The 17,271-nt window shown below is 68.7% G+C and carries 12 protein-coding genes; 5 read left to right on the top strand and 7 right to left on the bottom strand.

All coding sequences use genetic code 11. From position 1 onward, the window contains the following. The first annotated feature begins 71 nt into the window (after positions 1-71). The 4 genes from V5F48_RS18335 to V5F48_RS18320 all read left to right on the top strand — a co-directional run bounded on the left by V5F48_RS18335 (position 72) and on the right by V5F48_RS18320 (position 6,970). Positions 72-1,871, top strand: coding sequence for a PQQ-dependent methanol/ethanol family dehydrogenase (locus V5F48_RS18335; protein ID WP_394259881.1), 1,800 nt, complete (start codon positions 72-74; stop codon positions 1,869-1,871). Between the two features lie 359 nt (positions 1,872-2,230). Continuing rightward, positions 2,231-2,842 (top strand): pentapeptide repeat-containing protein, encoded by a 612-nt coding sequence (locus tag V5F48_RS18330; RefSeq protein ID WP_394259868.1) that lies wholly within the window; start codon positions 2,231-2,233, stop codon positions 2,840-2,842. A gap of 504 nt (positions 2,843-3,346) precedes the next feature. Continuing rightward, complete coding sequence (locus V5F48_RS18325) at positions 3,347-4,027, top strand: response regulator transcription factor (RefSeq protein WP_394259867.1); 681 nt, start codon at positions 3,347-3,349, stop codon at positions 4,025-4,027. Positions 4,028-4,216: 189 nt separating this feature from the next. Next, the gene (locus V5F48_RS18320) at positions 4,217-6,970 is read left to right on the top strand and encodes a cation-transporting P-type ATPase (RefSeq protein ID WP_394259866.1); all 2,754 of its coding nucleotides are present in this window, start codon (positions 4,217-4,219) and stop codon (positions 6,968-6,970) included. A 249-nt stretch (positions 6,971-7,219) separates the two neighbouring features. On the opposite strand, the gene V5F48_RS18315 is transcribed toward V5F48_RS18320, so the two are convergent. From V5F48_RS18315 to V5F48_RS18285, 7 genes are all read right to left on the bottom strand, one after another. Beyond that, positions 7,220-8,020: an enoyl-CoA hydratase gene (locus V5F48_RS18315; protein ID WP_394259865.1), complete on the bottom strand. Its 801-nt coding sequence runs from the start codon at positions 8,018-8,020 to the stop codon at positions 7,220-7,222. Between the two features lie 168 nt (positions 8,021-8,188). Next, positions 8,189-9,187, bottom strand: coding sequence for a TRAP transporter substrate-binding protein (locus V5F48_RS18310; protein WP_394259864.1), 999 nt, complete (start codon positions 9,185-9,187; stop codon positions 8,189-8,191). A gap of 117 nt (positions 9,188-9,304) precedes the next feature. Continuing rightward, positions 9,305-10,369, bottom strand: coding sequence for a branched-chain amino acid ABC transporter permease (locus V5F48_RS18305; protein ID WP_394111018.1), 1,065 nt, complete (start codon positions 10,367-10,369; stop codon positions 9,305-9,307). Between the two features lie 3 nt (positions 10,370-10,372). Beyond that, on the bottom strand, positions 10,373-11,263 hold the full coding sequence (locus V5F48_RS18300) for a branched-chain amino acid ABC transporter permease (RefSeq protein ID WP_394259863.1): 891 nt from the start codon (positions 11,261-11,263) through the stop codon (positions 10,373-10,375). Between the two features lie 26 nt (positions 11,264-11,289). Then, positions 11,290-13,536, bottom strand: a complete 2,247-nt coding sequence (locus V5F48_RS18295) for an ATP-binding cassette domain-containing protein (protein ID WP_394259862.1) — start codon at positions 13,534-13,536, stop codon at positions 11,290-11,292. A gap of 30 nt (positions 13,537-13,566) precedes the next feature. Continuing rightward, complete coding sequence (locus tag V5F48_RS18290; protein ID WP_394259861.1) at positions 13,567-14,370, bottom strand: ABC transporter ATP-binding protein; 804 nt, start codon at positions 14,368-14,370, stop codon at positions 13,567-13,569. A gap of 103 nt (positions 14,371-14,473) precedes the next feature. Next, the gene (locus tag V5F48_RS18285) at positions 14,474-15,853 is read right to left on the bottom strand and encodes an ABC transporter substrate-binding protein (protein WP_394259860.1); all 1,380 of its coding nucleotides are present in this window, start codon (positions 15,851-15,853) and stop codon (positions 14,474-14,476) included. Between the two features lie 267 nt (positions 15,854-16,120). Between V5F48_RS18285 and V5F48_RS18280 the strand changes: the two genes are divergently transcribed. Next, complete coding sequence (locus tag V5F48_RS18280; RefSeq protein ID WP_394259859.1) at positions 16,121-17,266, top strand: phosphotransferase family protein; 1,146 nt, start codon at positions 16,121-16,123, stop codon at positions 17,264-17,266. The last annotated feature ends 5 nt before the right edge of the window (positions 17,267-17,271 follow it).

Here is a 17,271-nt window from a genome sequence, read left to right as displayed (position 1 = left end):
GGCATCTGCCAAACGAGAACAGAGGGAGGATCCGGAACATGCTGAACCCATTGCGCCGTGCGGCGCTGACCATGGTGAGTGCCGGCGCCCTGGCCGTGGCTTTCACGGTCGGCGCGCTCGCCAAGGACGTGACCTGGGACGAGATCGCGGCCGACGCCGACAGCTCCGGCGACGTGCTCATGTATGGCTTCGGTCCGAAGGCCCAGCGCTACAGCAAGCTCGACAAGATCAACGCGGAGAACGTGTCGCGTCTGGTGCCGGCCTGGTCATTCTCGTTCGGCGACGAGCGCCAGCGCGGCCAGGAGACCCAGGCGCTCCTCCATGATGGGGTTCTCTACGTCACCGGGTCCTATTCCCGCATCTTCGCCATCGACGCACGCACCGGAAAGCGCCTGTGGGCCTATTCCCATCGCTTGCCCGACGACATCCGCCCATGCTGCGACGTTATCAATCGCGGCGCCGCCATCTACGGGGACAAGGTGTTCTTCGGCACCCTCGACGCCTCCGTGGTCGCGCTGAACAAGGATACCGGCAAGGTCGTCTGGAAGAAGAAGTTCGGCGACCACAAGGTCGGCTACACCATGACCGGCGCCCCGACCCTGGTGAAGGACGCCAAGACCGGCAAGGTGCTGCTGATCCACGGTTCCTCCGGCGACGAGTTCGGCGTGGTGGGCCTGCTGTTCGCCCGCGATCCGGACACGGGCGAAGAGGTGTGGATGCGGCCGCTGGTGGAAGGCCACAAGGGCCGGCTCGACGGGAAGGAGTCCACCGTCACCGGCGATCCCAAGGCCCCGTCCTGGCCGCGCGACGCCAAGGGCGAGTTGGTGGAGGCGTGGCACCACGGCGGCGGCGCGCCGTGGCAGAGCGCCGCCTTCGACATCGAGACCAACACCATCGTCATCGGTGCCGGCAATCCCGCCCCCTGGAACGGCTGGGCCCGCTGGCCCGGCGACAGCCTGTTCACCTCCGGCCAGGCCTATGTGGACCCGGCGAACGGCGAGCTGAAGGGCTTCTACCAGCACACGCCCAACGATGCCTGGGACTTCTCGGGCAACAACGAGATCATCCTGTTCGAGTACAAGGATGCCGCCGGCAAGACTGTGAAGGCCGGCGCCCATGCCGACCGCAACGGCTTCTTCTACGTCACCGACCGCACCAAGCTCGCGACCGCCGACGGCAAGCCCAACAAGCCCAACGCCCTGATCGCCGCCTATCCGTTCGTGGACAACATCACCTGGGCCAAGAGCATCGATCTGAAGACCGGGCGTCCCATCGAGGTGGAGGGCCAGCGCCCGCCGTTGCCCAAGGAGGGCGAGAGCAAGGGCGCCGCGGTTGAGGTCTCGCCGCCCTTCCTCGGCGGCAAGAACTGGAATCCCATGGCCTACAGCCCGGACACCGGCCTGTTCTACATTCCAGCCAACCACTGGAAGGAGGACTACTGGGCCGAGCATGTCACCTACAAGCCCGGCGCCGCCTTCCTCGGCATGGGCTTCCGCATCAAGCGCATGTATGACGACCATGTGGGCATCCTGCGCGCGCTGGACCCGAAGACCGGAAAGATCGCCTGGGAGCACAAGGAAACCTTCCCCCTGTGGGCGGGCACCCTCTCCACGGCGGGGAACCTGGTGTTCACCGGCACCAGCGACGGCTACTTCAAGGCGTTCGACGCAAAGACCGGCAAGGAGCTGTGGAAGTTCCAGACCGGCTCGGGCATCGTCGGCTCGCCCATCACCTGGGACATGGACGGCAAGCAGTATGTCGGCATCGCCTCGGGCTATGGCGGCGCCGTGCCCCTGTGGGGCGGCGACATGGCCGAGCTGACCAAGCAGGTGACCCAGGGCGGCTCCTATTGGGTGTTCGAGATGCGCTAGAGCGTTTTCTTCACGCGAACCGGTATCCACTTCGCTCGAAAACCCTCTCGAGCACGCGCCGATCCGATTGCGGTGCAATCGGATCGGATATTCCAACGGCCCGCGAGCTTGACTCATGGGCCATTGGCTCGCCCGTGCGGCACTTGAGCATGACCCTCTCGGCATCGGCCAAAGACCGAGGCCGATGGGATAAGGCGTTCTCTTTCTTAAGTTGAGAGGGCGGTTCACCGGGCAGGTTGCTGCAATCTGCCCGGATCGCGCCCGCCCTTCCGATCCCGCACGGCGCCCGGATCGATCCTCCGGGTCGCTCCGGGCGCCCGTTCCCCGCTCCCGTTCCTCGCTTCAGGACCCGTTCCGCCATGACCACCTTTTTCAGGACGGGCATAGCCCTTGCCGTTTCGCTGCTGGTGATGCTGGCGCCCGCGGTGGCGGACGAAGGCGATGAAAGCGATGCCGCGGAGCCCCTCGCCATCGGCCGCTGCCGGATCGCGCCGAACACCGCCTGTCCGGGCGCGGACCTGCGCCATGCGGAACTGAAGGGGGTGGATCTCTCCAACGCCGACCTGACAGGCGCCAACATGGCGCGGATCGATCTGCGCTACGCCAATCTGCGCGGCGCGAAGCTCAAGGGCGCCAACCTGGACGGCGCACGCCTCCAGATGGCGTACCTGCAGGGGGCGGATCTTTCGGGGGCGAGCCTGCGGGGCGCGGATCTGGACTTCGCCCGCCTGGCCGGGGCCGACATGAGCGGGGCGAACCTTGAAGCCGCCAACCTTGAAGCCGTGCGCGCGCAACGGGTGCAGCTAGTCCGCGCGCGCCTCGTCAACGCCAATCTCCAGGAGGCCAAGCTTTACGAGGCCAATCTGTCCTTCGCCGACATGGAGGGCGCGAAGATCCGGTTCGCCATCTTCCAGGACGCCTTCATGGAGGGGTGCAAGGGCTGCCCCTTCGACTGGCAGGCCCGGAACTGACGCCAAAGCCCGCGCGCCTCGCGCGCGGGCGTCGGTTCGGTTAAGGCTCGCGCTGCGCGCAGGCGCGCGGGTATAGACACACGCAAGGCTGACCAGCGTATTGCCCCAAGGTGAAATGTCGGTGCGCATGAGAGCTTGTTAAGGTGATGCCCCGTTGAATCCGGGCTCCGCCGACCATGCCGCGCACGTGTCCCAAGGTCCGAACCCCATTCCGGCACGGCCGCCACCCGGCCGGCGGCAGCGGCGCGCCCGGTGGCGGTCGCATGGCCATTTGCGCTGGCGCCGGCCGCCGGGGCCGTCCGCGCCACTGCGCCACGCGCGCCAGCTCCCGGAACACGCTCCCGATCACGGGCCGAGACGCATCGGCGTTCCACGCCGGAGCGCCGCGGCGTTCCGGCGCGGGCGCCGTTCACCTTCTTCGTCAATCCCGCACCAGACGGGACGATGCCAAGCAAGCGGCGACGGCCGAGCCGATGCGCCGCAGCCAACAGGGAAAACGCTCCGATGAACCTTCTTCTCGTCGACGACGACGTCACCGCGAGCCGTCTGCTCACACGCGGCCTCAAGACGGCCGGCTATAGCGTGGACTGGACCGAGAGCGGCCGTGAGGGCCTCCGGAAGGCGAGGTCCGGTCCCTACGGCGCGGTCATCCTCGACCGCACGCTGCCGGACATGGACGGGCTCGACCTGTGCCGCAGGCTGCGGAGCGAGGAGCGCGGGCCGCCCATCCTCGTCCTCTCGGCGCAGGACAGCGTGGCCCACAAGGTGGATGCCCTCGATGCCGGCGGCGACGACGTGCTGGCCAAGCCCTTCGCCCTCGACGAACTGCTGGCGCGCCTGCGGGCGTTGATGCGGCGCACGCCGGCGCCGAGCGACACGTCGGCGACAAGGCTCTGCGTCGGTGACCTGGTGCTCGACGGGGACGCCCATCAGGTGCTGGTGGCCGGCGTGCCGGCGCCCCTGACCGTGCGCGAGTTCCATCTGCTGGAATTCTTCATGAAGAGCCCCAACAAGCCGCTGAACCGGGCCGCGATCCTCACCGGGGTCTGGGGCCTTGATGCGGAGGTCACGGAAAATTCCGTCGACGTGTACGTGGGCTACCTGCGCCGCAAGATCGACGAGCTGTCCGGCTCGGCGCGGATCGTGACCATGCGCGGCGTCGGCTTCAAGCTCGCCGCCGGCTGAGGGATCGCAGGCAGCGTCAGCCCACACAGCGATCGGCTTCTCGGAGGACGTCGCAGAGTGTTGCCGGTTTGCGTGATACGGAAGACGCTGAAGTGCCAGATCAGCGGTCGCAATCGCGGCCGCCCACCGACGCTTCTCGCGGGCGAGACGGTGATCCCGTCAACGATCGGACTGACGGAGCCAGACGGCATGCACAAAACGCGTGAAGCGCTTGATGTGAATATACCACCGGCCTCACCCGACGTCGCACCCGTCTCCGCCTGGCACGCCGTCGCGCCCGATGCGGTTCTCGACGCGCTTGGCACCACTATCGACGGCCTATGCGAGCGCGAAGCAACCCGTCGCCTCGAAACCTATGGTCCCAACCGCCTGCCTCAGGGGCCGGCGCAAAGTCCCCTCATTCGCTTCCTGCTGCAGTTTCACAATCTCCTCATCTATGTCCTGCTCGCCGCCGCGGTGCTCGCCGCGGCGATGGGACATGGCACCGATGCTCTCGTGATCCTCGCCGTCACGCTGATTAATGCGATCATCGGCTTTGTTCAGGAAGGTCGCGCCGAGAAGGCTCTGGATGCCATCCGCGCGATGATCGACCCGCACGCCTCGGTCGTCCGCGACGGCCGCCGTGTCACGGTTGGAGCGGACGCGGTCGTTCCGGGCGACATCCTGATGCTCGAGGCGGGCGACCGGGTGCCGGCGGACGTCCGGCTCGTCAAGGCGCGCAGCCTGAGGGTGGACGAGGCGGCCCTGACCGGCGAATCCGTCCCCGTCGACAAATCCGTTCAAGCCGTCCATGCCGGCGCCGCACTTGGCGACCGGTTGTCGATGGCCTTCTCCGGCACCTTCGTGACCGGCGGACAGGGGATCGGCGTCGTCGTGGCGACCGGCGCCGCCACCGAGCTCGGGCGAATCAGCACCATGATCGGTGCGGTGACGCAGCTCACCACACCCCTCATCCGGCAAATGGATCGGTTCGCCCGCCAGATCACGATGGCCGTGCTCAGCGTTTCCGGCTTCGTGTTCGCCTATGCCATGCTCGCGCAAGCCTACAACCTGGATGACGCTTTCATGGTTGTGGTCGGCCTGGCGGTCGCGGCCATCCCCGAGGAGCTGCCGGCGGTGATGACGGTCACGCTCGCTGTCGGCGTCCAGCGGATGGCCCGCCGCAACGCCATCGTCAGGCGCCTGCCCGCCGTCGAGACGCTCGGCTCCGTCTCGGTGATCTGCTCCGACAAGACCGGCACCCTGACCCGCAACGAGATGACCGTGCGCACGGTGGTCACCGCGGATCGAGAGATCGAGGTCGAGGGGGCAGGCTATGCGCCCACGGGCGGCTTCAAGATCAAGGCAGGCGCCCGGCTCGATCCCGCCGGCGATCCGATTTTGGCGGAGCTGTCGCTGGCCGCCCTCCTTTGCAATGATGCTCACCTGCGCCAACACGGCAAGGACTGGCTCGTCCACGGAGATCCCATGGAAGGGGCGCTTGTCTCGCTGGCGATCAAGGCCGGGCACGAGGCAACGGCGATCCGGACCCGCTTCCCCCGCCTGGATGAGATCCCCTTCGATTCCCGCCATCGCTACATGGCGACGCTGCATGGCGGTACCGCGCCGTCGCCGGTGGTCGCCTACGTGAAGGGCGCGCCTGAACGCATCCTCGCCATGTGCAGCCATGTGGCGACGCACGACGGCGAACAGCCACTCGAACCCCGCGTCTGGCACGACAGGATCGATGCCCTCGCCGCCAGCGGCCAGCGGGTCATCGCGCTCGCGCGGCGCTCCCTGGAGGCGGGCACACAAGCGCTTTCGCCGGACGAGGTTTCTCATCATCTCACGCTGCTTGGTCTGGTGGGGCTCATCGATCCCCCGCGTCAGGAGGCGGTGGCGGCGATCGCCGAATGCAAAGCGGCCGGCATCAGCGTCAAGATGATCACCGGCGATCACGCCGCGACGGCACGCGCCATCGCGATCCAGCTCGGCCTTGGTGACGATCCGAAGAGCGTGACCGGCCAGGAGCTCGATGCGATGGACGATGCCGCGTTCCGCAGGCACGCACGGGAGGCGACCGTCTTCGCCCGCACCAGCCCCGAGCATAAGCTCCGCCTTGTCGAGGCGCTGCAACTGGACGGCTCGATCATCGCCATGACCGGCGACGGGGTCAATGACGCGCCTGCACTGAAGCGTGCGGATGTCGGGGTCGCCATGGGGGGCAAGGGCACGGAGGCCGCCAAGGAAGCCAGCGAGATGGTGCTCGCCGACGACAATTTCGCCTCGATCGTCGCCGCTGTGCGTGAGGGACGCACGGTCTATGACAACCTCACCAAATTGATCGCCTATACGCTGCCCACCAATGGCGGCGAGGCCGCCACCATCATTCTGGCGGTGCTGTTCGGCCTCTCGGTTCCCATCACGCCGGTGCAAATCCTTTGGGTCAACATGATCACGACCGTCGCACTCGGCCTGACCCTCGCCTTCGAACCGACGGAACCTGGGACCATGCGGCGTCCCGTGCGCCCCGCCCGTCAGCCGCTGCTCTCGGGCCGCCTCCTGTGGCGCATCCTGTTCGTGTCCGCTCTGATGGTCGCTGGGACCTTCGGCATCTATATCTGGGCCACATCCCGCGGACTATCGGTCGAGACGGCGCGCACCATGGCGGTTAACACGCTCGTTGTGCTGGAGATTTTCTATCTGTTCAGTGTCCGCTACGTGCATGGCACTTCGCTCACCTGGCAAGGGCTTCTCGGCACGCGGGCCGTGCTGGCCGGTGTCGCCATCGTGGTGGTGGCACAGCTGGCCTTCACCTATCTGCCGCCGATGCAGGCGGTCTTCGGCAGCCGTCCGGTGTCGCTTGGCGATGGCATGGCCATCATTGCGGTCGGCGTCGCGCTGCTGGTCATCGTGGAGGGGGAGAAGCGGCTTGCCGCCGCCTGGGGCGCGCGGCACGCATGAGGGGGAGCACCCCGGAGCCCCCGGATGAATATCCACAAGCATGCCCGCTGACATTTCACGGTCGGGTCCTACTGGCGCGGCGGATTGAACCAATCCGATCGGCGCGTACCCTCGACAGCCGGATGCAAGGGACGAAAACAGCGCCACTAGAGCGTTTTCCGTTCGCTTCGGCTCACGGAAGCCGCTCTAGATCTTTGAGTTTACGCATTTTCTTCATGCGAACCGGTATCCACTTCGCTCGAAAACGCTCTATCTATTGCGAAACTGAGGTGTGCGCTTTTCCATGAAGGCCGCCATTCCTTCCTTTTGATCAAGAGTTGCAAAAAGAGCGTGGAAGGTCCGGCGCTCGAACAGAAGCCCCTCCGAGAGAGAGGTCTCAAAGGCCCGGTTGACGGCTTCCTTGATCGTCATCGTCGTGATGCGGGATTTGGCCGATATCTCTTCGGCGATGGCCTGCGCTTCGGCGCGCAGGTTCGAGGCGGGCACGACGCGCGACACAAGTCCGGACCGCTCCGCCTCCGCGGCGTCCATCATCCGGCCGGTCAGGCAAAGGTCCATGGCCTTGGCCTTGCCGATGGCGCGCGCGAGGCGCTGCGTGCCCCCTGCTCCCGGCATGACCCCGATCTTCACTTCCGGGAGGCCGAAGCGGGCCGTATCCGCGGCGATCACCACATCGCACATCAGCACGACCTCGCAACCTCCCCCCAGCGCATAGCCCGCCACCGCGGCAACGACTGGCTTGCGCTCGCGGGCGATCGCATCCCAGGACGCGAGAAAATCGTCGAGAAACGTCCCTGGATAGGTGCGGCCCGCCGCCTCCTTGATGTCAGCCCCCGCCGCGAAGGCGCGGTCGGACCCGGTCAGCACCACGCAGCCGATCTCGGGATCGGCGCCGAACCCGGCGAGGGCGCTCGCGATCTCGGCCACCATCGCGGCGTTGAGCGCGTTGAGCGCGTCCGGTCGATCAAGCGTGATCCATCCCACCCGGCCGAGAACGTCTGTGCGAATGAAGTCGAATGTATCCGCCTGTCGCTGTGGAGATGTGTTCATCGCGTGCGCTCCCTGTGTCCTGTCGTTGGCAACGGCCGCGCCGCCCATGAGGAAGGATCAGCGTCGAGGATCGGCGCGCCGGATGCCGGCGGCTCCCCTGTCCCATGGTTTTGCGCTCGGTCGAGGGCGTGAGGCGCGCGCCGGAATGGTGTCCGGCGCGCGCACCGGTCACTTGCCGTGCGGCCCGATCTGGGCCTGGAGCGCGCCCCAGGTGTCCGGGAAGCGCGCCGCGAAGGCGGCCCCGACCGGCGCCACGGCCTCGCGCCACGGCTTGAGGTCGGTCACGGTGACGATCGCTGCGCCCTTCGCCGCCATGTCCTTGAGGATGGCGGCGTCATCCGCCTCCATGCGTTCCCACCCTTCCGTGATGTCCGCGCGGGCCGCGGCAAGCAGCGCCTCGCGATCCGCCGGCGGCAGGCGCTCCACCGCATCCTTCCGGGCGACGAGAACGTAGGTGATCATCATCAGGCCGGGGGCATGGGTGGCCTTCGGGGCGGCCATCCCCAGTTGCGACATCCAGGCCCCGGGGGAGGTGAACACCCCGTCGAGGGTGCCGCGCTCGAAGGCCGGCTTCATCTCGGGGATGGGCAGCACGACCGGCTCGGCGGAGAGGCGGCGCATGATCTCCTCGTAGATGCCGGCACCGGCGACGCGGATCTTCAGGCCCTTGAGGTCGGCGGGTGCCGCGACGCGCTTCTCGCGGAAGACGAAGAGCTGGTCCGCCCCGCGCATCAGGCCGATGACCCGCAGGTCCTGCTTCTGTGCAAGGCCGTCGAGCAGCTCCACCACGCCGCGCCGCGTGGCGGGCCGGGCCATGGCGGTGTCGTCGAGGGCGAAAGGCAGGTTGACGAAGCCGAAGCGGGGATCAAGCCGCTCAAGGTTCGCGGCGTTGACGAAGGTGAGGTCGGCCTTCCCATTCTTCAGCGCCTCGATGGAGGCGAAGCCGGGATAGATGGTGCCGCCCGGATTTGCGGCCAGCGTCAGCCGGCCCGAGGTCGACTTTGCCACCGCATCGGCCATGGCGGTGAAATAGGGAACGCGCGGATGGTTGAGCGGGATGTCGAAGACGAGCCGCAGCTCCTCCGCCGCTGCGATGGGCGGGGCGGTGGCGAGCGGAACAAGCGTCATCATCACCGCCCCCGCGAGGCGGCTGAACGTCATGGACATGGGGCGTCTCCTCAGGTGTCGGCGGCTTTCGTGCCGCCTGCGCCGCGTCTTCGCGTGCGTCGTTGGGGCGGGGCGCCAAGGCTCCGCCGGGGACTCAGCAGGGCCCCGCCCGGCGTTTCAATAGGGCAGCGGCCAGCGGCGCAGGCGCTCCTTCGCCTTCACCGCGAGGCGGGCAAGGCCGCTCGGCTCGATGATCAGGAAGGACACGATGAGCGCGCCGAAGATCATCAATTCGAGATTGGCGAGCACGTCTGGCTTGAGCGCTCCGCCGAACAGCACGGCGGCGTTGGCGATGGCCACCGGCAGCAGCACGATGAAGGCCGCGCCGAGGAACGCGCCGAGGATGGAGCCGAGCCCGCCGATGATGATCATGAACAGGATCTGGAACGAGCGATGCAGCGAGAAGGCCTCGATCTCCACGGTGCCGAGGTAGAGGAAGCTCCACAGCGCCCCCGCCACCCCGCAATAGAAGCCCGCGACGGCGAAGGCCGTGAGCTTGGCGCGGGCGGTGTCGACGCCGGTCAGCTCGGCCGCGGTCTCGTGGTCGCGCACCGCCATCAGCGCGCGCCCGGCGGAGGAGCGGACGAGGTTCTTCGCGAGCAGTGCGAGGGCCACCACCGTCACGAATGCCACGAGGTAGCGCGACGGTACCGAGGAGAAGGCGAAGCCGAATAAAAAGAGCGTCGGGGTGGAAACGACGCCGGAGGGGGTGTTCAGCACCAGCCACGGAATATGGGTGCAGATCCATTCGATGAAGAATTGCGCGGCGAGCGTCGCCACCGCCACGTAGAAGCCGCGGATGCGCAAGGAAAGGAGCCCGAAGGCGAGCCCCACGGCGCCCGCCACCAGCCCCGCCAGCAAGAAGGAGACGGGGAACGGCAGCATGGGCAGGCGGATGACGAGGTTCACCGCCGCATAGGCCCCCACCGCCATGAAGGCGCCGGACCCCAGCGAGAGCTGGCCGGCATAGCCGGTGAGGATGTTCAGCCCGATGGCGGCGAGCGACAGGATCAGGAACGGCAGCAGGATGGAGCCGAGCCAGTAGGGCCCCGCCACCAGCGGCACCACCAGTGCGCCGGCGGCAACCACGCCGGCCACCACCCACCGGTCGAGGGCCACGGGGAAGACGGCCTGCTCCTGGGCGTAGGAGGTCTTCAGCTCCCCGGCGTCACGGTAGAACATGGCTCAGACCCTCGCGATGCGGGTGGCGCCGAACAGGCCGGCGGGGCGGATGAGGAGGACGGCGATGGCGAGCGCATAGGGGAACCAGTTCTCGATGCCGCCGCCGATGAAGGGGCCGAGATAGATCTCGGCGAGCTTCTCCGAAACGCCGATGACGAGGCCCGCCACGATGGCGCCGGCGATGGAGTTGAAGCCGCCGAGGATCATCACCGGCAGCGCCTTGAGCGCCACCAGGGTGAGGGCGAACTGCACCCCGAGCCGGGCGCCCCAGACCAGGCCGGCGACCAGCGCGATGAAGCCCGCCGCCCCCCACACCACCGCCCAGATGAAGCCGAGCGGCACGCCGGCCACCTGCGCCGCCTGGGTGTCGTCGGCGACAGCGCGCAGTGCGCGGCCCACCTTGGTGTAGGAGAAGAAGGCCGAGAGCACCGCCACCAGCACCGCCGCCATCAACGCGGCGGAGAGGTCGAACTGGGACACCAGTATGCCGGCGATCTCCACGGGCTCGTCGGAGATGCCGAGGTCCAGCCCGCGCACCCTTGTGCCCCAGATGAGCTGGGCGAAGCCCTCCAGGAAGATGGACAGGCCGATGGTGGCCATGAACAGGATCATGTGATCCTGCCCGACGAGGGGCCGCAGCACCGTGCGCTCGATAGCCACCGCCAGCGCCAGCATGGCGGCGAGCGCCAGCAGGAAGGCGGCCCACAGGGGCAGGCCGAATTCCAGGAAGCCCACGAAGGTCAGCGCCGCGAACAGCACCATGGCGCCCTGGGCGAAATTGAATACGCCCGAGGCCTTGAAGATGAGCACGAAGCCCAATGCCACCAGCGTGTACATGACGCCGGAGAGCAGGCCGCCCACCACCACTTCGAGAAAGAAGGAGAAGTCGCTCATGTGCGTTTCCTTGTCTGGGCGCGCGTTCAGGCGGCCGCGCCCACGGCGGCGGAGCCGAGATAGGCGGCGATGACCTCGGGATTCGCGCGCACCTGCGCCGGCGTGCCGTCGGCGATCTTGCGGCCGTAATTGAGGACCACGACGCGGTCGGACAGGCCCATCACCACGCCGATGTCGTGCTCGATGATGAGGATGGTGGTGCCGAAGCTCTCGTTGACCCGGCGGATGAAGCCGCACATGTCACGCTTGTCCTCCTGGGTCATGCCGGCCATGGGTTCGTCGAGCAGCAGCAGGCGCGGCTCGGTGGCCAGCGCCCGGGCCAGCTCCACGCGCTTCTGCACGCCGTAGGGCAGGCTCGCCACCGGCGCCTTGCGCAGGTGCTCCAGTTCCAGGAAGGCGAGGATGCGCTCCGCCGCCTCCCGCTCGCGGCGCTCCTCCGCCGCGGCCGAAGGCAGGCGCAGGAGCTTGCCGAGAAGCATGCCTTTGAAGCGCGCGGCGCGGCCCACCAGCACGTTGTCGATCACGTTCATGCCCTTGAACAGGGAGACGTGCTGGAAGGTGCGGCCGATGCCGGAGCGGGCGGCGAAGGCCGGGCGCATGCGGGCGCGCACCTTGCCGGCGAAGGTGATGGAGCCGGCGCGCGGGTGGTAGACGCCGTTGATGACGTTGAGCAGCGAGGTCTTGCCCGCCCCGTTCGGCCCGATGATGGAGAGGATCTCTCCCTCGTGGATGGCCAGCGAAACGTCGGTGAGCGCCTTCACCCCGCCGAACGCCACCGCCACGTCGCGCACCGCCATGAGCACCGGCCCCTGCGCGCGGTCTGCGCGCGCGGTCCGCTCGCCGTCCGCCGCGAGAACGATGGGGATGGGTGCGGCGTGGCGCACCTCGCCCTCCAGCGTCAGTTCCTGCGGGCCGAAGCCGTCCGGCGCCAGCTCCAGGGCGACGATGGAGACAGGCTCCCCGTGGCTCTCCGGGATGAGACGGGCATTCACCCGCTCCACCGCCTTGGCGGCGCGGGTGTGGGCGGAGGCGCCATCCTCCGTGTCGCCGGCTGCGGGGGCGAGCGCGATGCGCGCGCGCAGACCCACCGTGTCGCGGGTGACGCGGGCGCGGTCGATGCCAGGCTCGCTGCGCAGCAGGGCTTCCACGCGCCGCAGCAGGCGTTTCGCATCGGCCGGCATGCCGGTGCGGGAAAGCGGGCTGCCGCCCTCGTCGAGGCCGAGGTCGGTGTCCAGCGGCAGGCCGAACGCCATGAGGCGGGTAGCGGCGCCCGGCTCCAGTTCGCCGGAGGTGACGAAGGCAAGGCGGCAGGCGCTGATCCCCATCGTGTTGCGCAGCGGCGCCGCGAAGGCGAGGCCGGCGCCGGCAGCGCCCTTCTCCGCCGCCCGGGCAAGCGCCCGCACCAGCGGCCCACCGCCCGACAGGCGGCGTCCGGCATCGCGATCGAGCAGCTCGAACACGCGGGCGGGCGCCGGCAGCACGGTGGGCGCCACCTCCCTGAGATCGATGGGGAAGCTCGCCGGCCCCTCCACGCAATGCACGCAGCAGCCGGACAGGAGCGGCTGAACGAGGCTCCCCGCCGCGTCGGCGATGCCGGAGGCGGGCAGGAAAGCCATCAGCCGGTCGGACGGCACAAGCTCCAGCTGCGACACCGCCGCCCTGCCCGCGGCAAGGAGGCTCCGGTGGGAGAGTGCCAGGGCACGGGGCGGACCGTCGGCGCCGTCCGTGTGCGCGATGAGCGCGGTCTGGTCGCCACCCACGGTGGCGGCACGCCAGGCGAACCAGGAGAGGCCATCCTCTCGGGCCTCTTCCGGCGACGGCGCGAGTTCGTCGAGGCGCAGCACCGGCGCGTGGGCGTGGGCGACGGCGCGCCACGCCCGGGCAGCCTCCTCGTTTTCACACAGGACGAGGCCGGGCTCGGCCTCCGGCGCGCCGAAGCGGCGCAGGAAATCCGGCCCGAGCGGCATCACCGCGGCGCCGAGGCCCTGCGCGGCGAGGGCGGCGGCATACAGCTCCGGCCGGTTCTCGCCCACGGTCGCGAGCAGGCCGGCGCCGGTGAAGCCCGCCCCGTCGAGCAAACGGGCCATGGCGGCGGTACGGGCGAGATAATCCGCGAACGTCCAGGTGCGCCAGATGCCGCCCGTCTTGTGGCGCAGGGCCGGGCGCGTGGCATGGCGACGGGCGGCCGCGACGAGGGCGCCGGGCAGCGTTTCGCCGGGGGGCGCGTCCGCCTGTCCGGCGGCGAGCGCGGTATGGTCGAGGGCGCGGTTCATGGAAGCAGGGGTCCCTTCGGCCATGGAGGGTCAGGAGAGCCAGCGCGGGCGGCGACGGGCGGCGACCGTCGCGCCGTCCACCTCGGCGGAGGCATCGAGCCCGAGATAGGAGGCGCGGATTTCGGGATCGGCGGCGAGCGCCGCGGCGGGTCCCTCGCGCACCACGCGGCCGCTCTCCACGAGATAGCCGTAGGTGGCGTAGCGCAGGGCGACGGCGGCGTTCTGCTCGGCGAGGAGGAAGGTCATGCCCTCCTCCGCGTTGAGCTGGCGCATGATGGAGAAGATCTCCTCCACCAGCAGCGGCGCGAGGCCCATGGAGGGTTCGTCGAGCAGGATCATGCGCGGGCGGGCCATGAGGGCGCGGCCGATGACGCACATCTGCTGCTCGCCGCCGGAGAGGAGGCCGGCGGCCTGGTGCCGGCGGTCCTTCAGGCGTGGGAAATGGCGGTAGACCCTGTCGAGGCTGTCGCCCACGCCGCGGTCGCGGCGGGAGAAGGCGCCGACCTTCAGATTGTCCTCCACCGACAGGGTACCGAAGGCGTGGCGACCCTCCATCACCAGCGAGAGGCCGCGCCGGGCGAGATCGGAGGGATCGAGACCATCGATGCGCGCGCCGTCAAAATGGATGGCGCCCCGCGTCACCTCACCCCGCTCGGAGCGCAAAAGGTTGGCCACCGCCTTCATGGTGGTGGTCTTGCCCGCCCCGTTGGCACCCAGCAGGGCGACGATGCCGCCCCGCGGCACGCTGAGCGTCAGGCCGCGCAGGACGAGCGCGAGACGGGAATACATCACCTCGATGCCGGCGATGGACAGCAAGGGGCCTTGCTCGCTCATGGCGTGCCTCTCCCTGGGGTGGCTCCGGCGCCGGGACGGGCAAGGCCCGCGCTCCGGCGCGCTGCGGTTCGTGTGGCGGGGTCGTGGGTGGAGCGGGCGAGGTTCAGTTGGTCTCGCCGGCGCAGTCGCGCGCCGTGATGCCCTTTTCCTTGGCGAACTGGGCCGCCGAGGCCTCGATCAGCGGGCGCACCATGGACTGGTCGGACTTGATCCAGTCGGAGATCATCACCCACTTGGTGCCGTCCCACTGCTGGAAGCGGATGGCGCCGTCGCCCTCGTGGTCGGCGCAGGTGACCTTGATTTCCGGCATCAGGCCTTCGAGACCCAGTTCCTTGATGCGGTCGGCCGTCATCACCAGATGCTCGAGGCCCCAGCGCACCTCGTCGCCGGTGAGCGGGCGGTTGCCGAACTTCGCCATGGCGGTGCGCATGGCCTCGGTCACGGCCACGCCGTGGAGCACGCCGCGGACGTAATAGACCGAGCCGATGCGGTTCTCCTCCACATTGCCGGCGCCCTTGGCGTAGACATATTTCTTGATGTCCTCGAACACCGGATAGTTCGGTCCCGTGGCGTGGAACTGGGCGGTGATGAAGCCCTTGGCCGCATCGCCCGCGGGCGTCACGTCCTCTTCCGAGCCCGACCACCACCAGCCGATGATGCGGTCGCGGGCGATGCCGGCGCGGGCGGCTTCCTTGATGCCGGTGGGGGTGGCCGCACCCCAACCGCGGAACAACACCCAGTCCGGCCGATACTGGCGCACCTGCAGCCACACCGCGCGCTGGTCCAGCCCCGGCGGGGTGATGGGGAAGGTGGTCACCTCGAAGCCATAGCGTTTCGCCTGGGCGTCGAGGATGGCCTGGGTCTCGCGGCCGGCGGCAAAGTCCATCACCACGTTGGCGATGCGCTTGCCCTTCAGCTTCTCAAGTCCGCCCTCGCGCTCGGCGATGTAGCGGATGGTGGCGGTGTTCTCGCTCCAGTAATTGGAGATGAGCGGGAAGAAATAGGGGAACACCCGCCCGTCGGAGGAATCGGTGCGCCCGTAGCCGATGGTGACGGACGGGATCTTGTCCGCCGTCATGCGGTCGATGAGGGCGTAGACGCCGCCCGTGCCGGAGGGCGTGAAGGCGGCGGCCCCGGTGGGGCCCTTCCCCTTCTGGCGCTCGTAGCACTCGATCATGCGGTCGGGCTGATAGCCGGTCTCGCACTCCTCATAGACCAGCTTCACGCCGTTCACGCCGCCGTCGCGGGCGTTCACCAGCGCCAGATAGTCCGCATAGGCGCCGTAGATGCCGGAGCCGCCCGGTGCGTAGGGGCCGGTGCGGTAGATGGCGATGGGCACGAACTGCTCCATCGCCTTGCCCGCGGCGGGGGCCGGAGACTGGGCGGCGGCGGGCAGAGGCGCGACTGCGGAGAGGGCCGCGACTGCGAGGGCGCAGGCGAACGCAAGGGTCGGCACGCGGCGCGTGCCAGGGCTTCGAGACATTGGCGTTTCCTCCCGAGACCGGCATTTTGTCCGGCATTTTTGATATGATGATCGGACTATAAATAGAAGGGAGATCGATCGTCAATAGAGCGCCAGAGGCCAATGAAATGCAGCTAAAACGTTATTATATCTACATTTATACCGGATATAGCGTCATGTTCGCTGCGCTGCAGCGACGAATTTTCCCTTGACCAAATAATTTCAGTCGGACAATTTTAGTCCGACAAAACGTCCGCAATCTGGTGCCTCATGGTCGAAGCCGAACACATGCCCCCTGGTCTCTCGTCGCCGTCTCCGGACGAGGACGGCGCGTCGGCCGTGGCCCTTGGGCGGCAGCCCTTGTCGCCACCGCCGGGCGTTGCCCTGCGCAGCCGCGCCGAGAGCCGGGTGCTCGACTGGGATGCGGTGGCCACCCATCTCGCGGACCACGGCATCGTGCTTGATGGCGCCTTCACACCGCGCCAGTTCGCGGGCGGGCTCGCCAACCTCAACTTCCTCGTCCGCGTGGAGGGCGGCTGGGCGGTGCTGCGGCGTCCGCCCGACGGCCCCCTGCCCCCCGGCGCCCACGACATGGCGCGCGAGCATCGCATCCTCTCGAACCTCTGGCGGGAGCTGCCGCTGGCGCCCCGCAGCCTCCACCTGTGCGCCGATGCTGCGGTCGCCGGCGCGCCGTTCCAGCTGCTCGAATTTCGCAATGGCATCGCCCTGCGTGGCGACAGCCTCGCCCCCTTTCCCGCCACGGCGGAGACGGGGGCTGCGGTGTCGCGCCTGCTGGTGGAGACACTTGCGGCCATCCACACGGTGGACCCGAAACGGGTGGGCCTCGACGATCTCGGCCGGCCCGCCGGCTTCTTCGCCCGCACCGCCGCGGGCTGGATCGGCCGGGCCGAGCGGGTGGCGCATGGGGCGCTCTCGCCCGCCGCCCGCACGGTGGCCGCGTGGCTCGCCGCCGCGCAGGTGGCGGATGCCGCGGCGCCGACATTGCTGCACAACGACTTCAAGCTCGACAACGTACTGCTCGATCCCGCGACCCGCGCGCCCGTCGCCGTGGTGGACTGGGACATGGGCACCCGCGGCGACCCGCTGTTCGACCTCGCCACCCTGCTCAGCTACTGGACCGAGCCGGGCGATCCGCCGTGCATGCACCAGCTGGCGCAGATGCCCACGGCCCATCCCGGCTTCCTGACCCGCGCCGCGGCGGCTGATGCCTATGCCTGCGCCACGGGGCGGGACCTCTCCCAGCTCAAGCCCTACCGGGTGCTCACCATGCTGAAGCTCGGCGTGGTGTTCCACCAGCTCCATGCCCGGCACCTCGCCGGCGAGACGGCGGACCCGCGCTATGCCGGCTTCGGCGCCCTCGCCGAAGCGCTCTTCGACTTCACCCTCGACATCGTCAACGACAAGACATTCTGAGGCGA

The organism is Xanthobacter autotrophicus ATCC 700552 (genome assembly GCF_043194565.1).
GTDB classification, from domain to species: Bacteria; Pseudomonadota; Alphaproteobacteria; order Rhizobiales; family Xanthobacteraceae; genus Xanthobacter; species Xanthobacter autotrophicus_F.
The sequence above is the reverse complement of the archived record's forward strand: the minus strand, read 5'-3'. Positions and strand labels throughout refer to the sequence as shown.